5 protein-coding genes are annotated in these 3,957 nt (G+C 69.9%); all 5 read left to right on the top strand.

What is annotated here, in order from left to right; genetic code table 11:
• Positions 1–1,473: TadA family conjugal transfer-associated ATPase (locus KD1_RS14675; protein ID WP_306307027.1), on the top strand; the 1,473-nt coding region annotated here is incomplete at its 5' end.
• Complete coding sequence (locus KD1_RS14680) at positions 1,473–2,342, top strand: type II secretion system F family protein (RefSeq protein WP_068403160.1); 870 nt, start codon at positions 1,473–1,475, stop codon at positions 2,340–2,342. The genes KD1_RS14675 and KD1_RS14680, both read left to right, overlap by 1 nt.
• Complete coding sequence (locus tag KD1_RS14685) at positions 2,342–3,268, top strand: type II secretion system F family protein (RefSeq protein ID WP_068403162.1); 927 nt, start codon at positions 2,342–2,344, stop codon at positions 3,266–3,268. Before KD1_RS14680 ends, KD1_RS14685 begins: the two co-directional genes overlap by 1 nt.
• Before the next feature lie 286 nt (positions 3,269–3,554).
• Entirely contained in the window at positions 3,555–3,755 is a 201-nt protein-coding gene (locus KD1_RS14690) for a hypothetical protein (protein WP_068403164.1), read from the top strand.
• A partial coding sequence (locus KD1_RS14695; RefSeq protein WP_169795410.1) for a TadE/TadG family type IV pilus assembly protein occupies positions 3,755–3,957 on the top strand: 203 nt, incomplete at its 3' end. The genes KD1_RS14690 and KD1_RS14695, both read left to right, overlap by 1 nt.

The following is a 3,957-nucleotide window of genomic DNA, read 5'->3' on the forward strand; positions in this document are numbered from 1 at the left end:
CCGCCGGTCCACGTGGCCGCCGGCAGCGGGACCAGCGCCGCCACCGCCGTACCCGGCATGCCGACCGCGCTCGCCTCCCCCGGCATGGTGCCCGGCGCCGCTGCGGTGGAGATCGGCGACAACACCCGCACCCCGACCAGCCACGACCTCGGCGTCGACTGGACGCAGGTCGCGGTGCTGCGCGCGCAGGCCTCCGAGCAGTTGACGACGGCCCTGTCCGAACGGGCCTACCTCGATGCCGCAGGCCAACGTGAACTCGGCCGCGCGATCATCCTCGAATTGCTCCAGACCACCGCGGCCGAGAACCTCGCCCTGGGCCGCCGCGCCTGGTCCCTGCCCGAGCAGGAGCGCATGGCCGAGGCCGTGTACAACGCCCTGTTCGGTCTGGGCCGCCTGCAGCCCCTCGTCGACGACGAGAAGGTCGAGAACATCGAGATCACCGGCTACGACAACGTGCTCCTCGAGTACGTCGACGGCACCCTGCACGAGGGCCCGCCGGTGGCCGAGAACGACCAGGAACTCATCGACTTCCTCGTCTTCCTCGCCTCCCGCTCCGAGGTCAACGCCCGCCCGTTCTCCGAGGCCCAGCCGCGGCTGCACATGCGACTCGATGGCGGAGCGCGGCTCGCGGCCACCGCGTGGGTCACGCCCCGCCCGTCGATGGTCATCCGCCGTCACCGGCTGCGCTCGATCACCCTCGAGGAGCTCTCCGACCGCGGCATGCTCGACCGCACCGCGGTGAGTTTCCTGCGCGCCGCGGTCCGGGCGAAGAAGTCGATCGTCGTGGCCGGTCCGCAGGGCGCCGGCAAGACGACGATGGTCCGCGCATTGTGCGCCGAACTCGACCCGTGGGAGCGCATCGGCACCTTCGAGACCGAGTACGAGCTCCACCTGCACGAGATGCCGGAGAAGCACCGCCGCATCGTCGCGTGGGAGTCCCGTCCCGGCTCCGGTGAGGTCGGCGCCGACGGGCGCCAGGCCGGCGAGATCCCGCTCGACGACCTGCTCTACGACTCCTTCCGCTTCAACCTCTCCCGCCAGATCGTCGGCGAGGTCCGCGGCAAGGAGGTGCTCGCGATGATCAAGGCGATGCAGTCGGGCTCCGGGTCGATCAGCACGACCCACTCCGCCGATGCCGTCGGCGCGATCCGCAAGCTCATCACCTGTGCCATGGAGGCCGGGTCACACATCACCGAGGCGTACGCCCAGCGGGCCGTGGCCGAGCACATCGACATCATCGTCCAGTTGACGCTCAACACCGCGCCGCTGCCCGACGGGTCACCACGCCGCGAGCGCTACGTCAACGAGATCATCGCGATCCACCCCGGTGAGGACGGCCCGGCCACCACGCACGTGTTCCGCCCCAACCCGATGGGCGGAGCGCCGTTGCCCGGCGTTCTCCCGGACGAGTACCGGTCGTTGGCCCAGTTCGGCTTCGACATCGAGGGCTTCTTCCGGAAGGCCACCACCTGATGCTCGAGTTCGCCGCCGCGCTGGCCGCCGTCCTGGTCATCGTCGGCATCATGCTGCTCATCCAGGGCCTGCGCGGCACCCCCGAACAGGCGCCTCGGTACACCTCCCGCGACGGCCTGCGCGAGCGGCTGAACGCCATCCCGAAGCGCACCCGTCAACTGGCGCTCATCGGCATCGCCGTCGGGTTCATCGTGGCGTTGCTGACCGGATGGGTCATTGCGATCGTCGCCGTTCCCGCGGCCGTCATCGGGCTGCCCCTGCTGCTCTCCAGCGGTGACGCCGAGGACCGGATCGTCCGACTCGAGGCCATGGAGGAGTGGGCCCGGTCGCTGGCCGGCGTCCTCACCGTCGGTGTCGGCCTCGAGCAGGCGATCATCGCGACGCTCCGGTCGACGCCCAAGGCGATCGAGCCCGAGGTCAACCTGCTCGCGGCCCGACTGCGCGCCCGGTGGCCCACGCAGGACGCGATCCGCGCGTTCGCCGACGACCTCGACGACGCCACCGGCGACCTGCTCGCCGCGAACCTCCTGCTCGGCGCGCAGCGGCGCGGCGCCGGTCTGGCCGCCGTGCTCGACTCCGTTGCCACGACCGTCGCCGAGGACGTGCGCAACCGCCGCGCCGCCGAGGCCGACCGCGCCAAGCCACGCGCGACCGCCCGGTGGGTGACGATCATCACCGTCGTCGTGCTCGTCGGCCTGTTCCTGTCCGGGTCGTACGTCGAGCCGTACAAGACGCCGCTGGGGCAACTCATCCTGGCCGTCCTGCTCGCTGCGTACGTCGGCGCCCTGATCTGGATGCGCTTCATGTCCCGCGGCAGTTCACCCACCCGGTTCATCGGCGCCGAAGTCGCCGCGAAGGCGAGGCAGTGATGGAGTTCGGTTACCTCCAGATCGCGTTGGCCGCCGGCGCGCTCATCGGCCTGGGCGTGTCGCTGCTGGTGTGGCGGGCCTTTGCCGCGCAGCCCGACCTCGGCGCTGCCCTGGACAACATTTCGGCCGAGCGCGTCGTCGAGACCCGCGAGGTCGCGTCCTCCGACGAGCGTGACCTGCAGGACCGGATCGGCGTGTGGGCGATGAAGAATCTCCCCATCGCCCGCTACACCCGGGTGCCGCGCAAGGAACTCAACCTGCTGCGCATCCCGCTGCACCGGTACTGGGGCGAGAAGGTCCTGTACGTCCTCATCGGCTTGGCCGCGCCCCCGATCATCGCCCTGTTCTTCCAGATCATGGGCCAGCCCATGCCGGTGATCATCCCGGCCGCCGGCAGCCTGATCCTCGCCGGCGTGCTCTTCATGCTCCCGGACTACAACGCCTACGACGACGCCAAGGAGGCCCGCAAGGAGTTCGCCCGGGCGCTGTCGGCGTACATCGAACTCGTCGCCCTGGAGCGCAACTCCGGCTCCGGCCCGCGCCAGGCGATGGAGGTCGCGGCGTCGGTGGGCGACTCGTGGGTGTTCAAGCGGATCGGCGAGGAACTGGCTCGATCGCGGTGGTCGGGTCTGCCGCCGTGGGATGCCCTGCGCACCCTCGGTGAGGACCTCGACCTGCCCGAACTGTCCGACCTGGCCGACATCATGCGGCTCTCCGGTGAGGAGGGCGCGCAGATCTACGCGACGCTGCGAGCCCGCTCGCAGGGCATGCGCGCCGCCGAGCTCAACCACGCCCTGGCCGATGCGAACGCCGTCGCGGAGAAGATGTCGATCCCGATGTCGATGCTCGGTCTGGTGTTCATGGGCATCCTCATCGCGCCGCCGCTGCTGCGCGTCATGACCGGTGGCGGAGGTGGTCCGTTCTGACCGACCGGCGATCTGACCGACCGGCGACCTGACCGACCGCCCACCAGGTGCGGGGAGTGCTCCCCCGTGGCCGCCCAGGTCACGACTGTCACTGCGCTGACCTGCACAAATGGGCCCGGCCCAAAGATGCACACTGACCTTTTTCTGGATAGCCTCCGATAGCGGGTTGATACCGTCGACGCGAGTCGGGGGGATCCGACCAGGCAGCACCAGAGACGCACCACCACCTCGCATCACGCACCACCACAGACCACGACACCCACACGCAACGATTCTGGAGAACCCCATGCTGTTCCTCTACGCCGCCGCGCACACCCTGGGCCTCAAGGTCCTCGACAAGGCCACCACCCGCGACGAGCGCGGCTCGATCACCATCGAGCAGGTCCTCTGGGCGCTCGGTGTCATCGTCTTCATCGGCATCGTCTTCGCCGTGATCCGGCAGTTCGTCACCGACAGCGCCGCCAAGATCGACGACCCGATCAAGTGATGACCCGGTCAGCGATCGCGTCTCGTCGGCGGTCGGGGGCCGCCGGGGAGCGCGGTTCGCTGACCATCGAGATGATCTTCCTGTTCCCGATGATGCTGTTCATCCTCTTCATCGGGGTGCAGGCGGCCACGTGGTACCACGCGCGGAGCATCGTGTTGGCGGCCGCGCAGGACGGCGCCCGCACGGCCGCGGCCGAGGGCGG

Source organism: Kribbia dieselivorans NBRC 106261, from assembly GCF_001552435.1.
In the GTDB taxonomy this organism is placed as follows: Bacteria; Actinomycetota; Actinomycetes; order Actinomycetales; family Dermatophilaceae; genus Kribbia; species Kribbia dieselivorans.

Coding starts and splice junctions, on each gene's coding strand:
- KD1_RS14680 (WP_068403160.1), top strand. CDS start 1,473: ATGCTCGAGTTCGCCGCCGCGCTGGCCGCCGTCCTGGTCATCGTCGGC.
- KD1_RS14685 (WP_068403162.1), top strand. CDS start 2,342: ATGGAGTTCGGTTACCTCCAGATCGCGTTGGCCGCCGGCGCGCTCATC.
- KD1_RS14690 (WP_068403164.1), top strand. CDS start 3,555: ATGCTGTTCCTCTACGCCGCCGCGCACACCCTGGGCCTCAAGGTCCTC.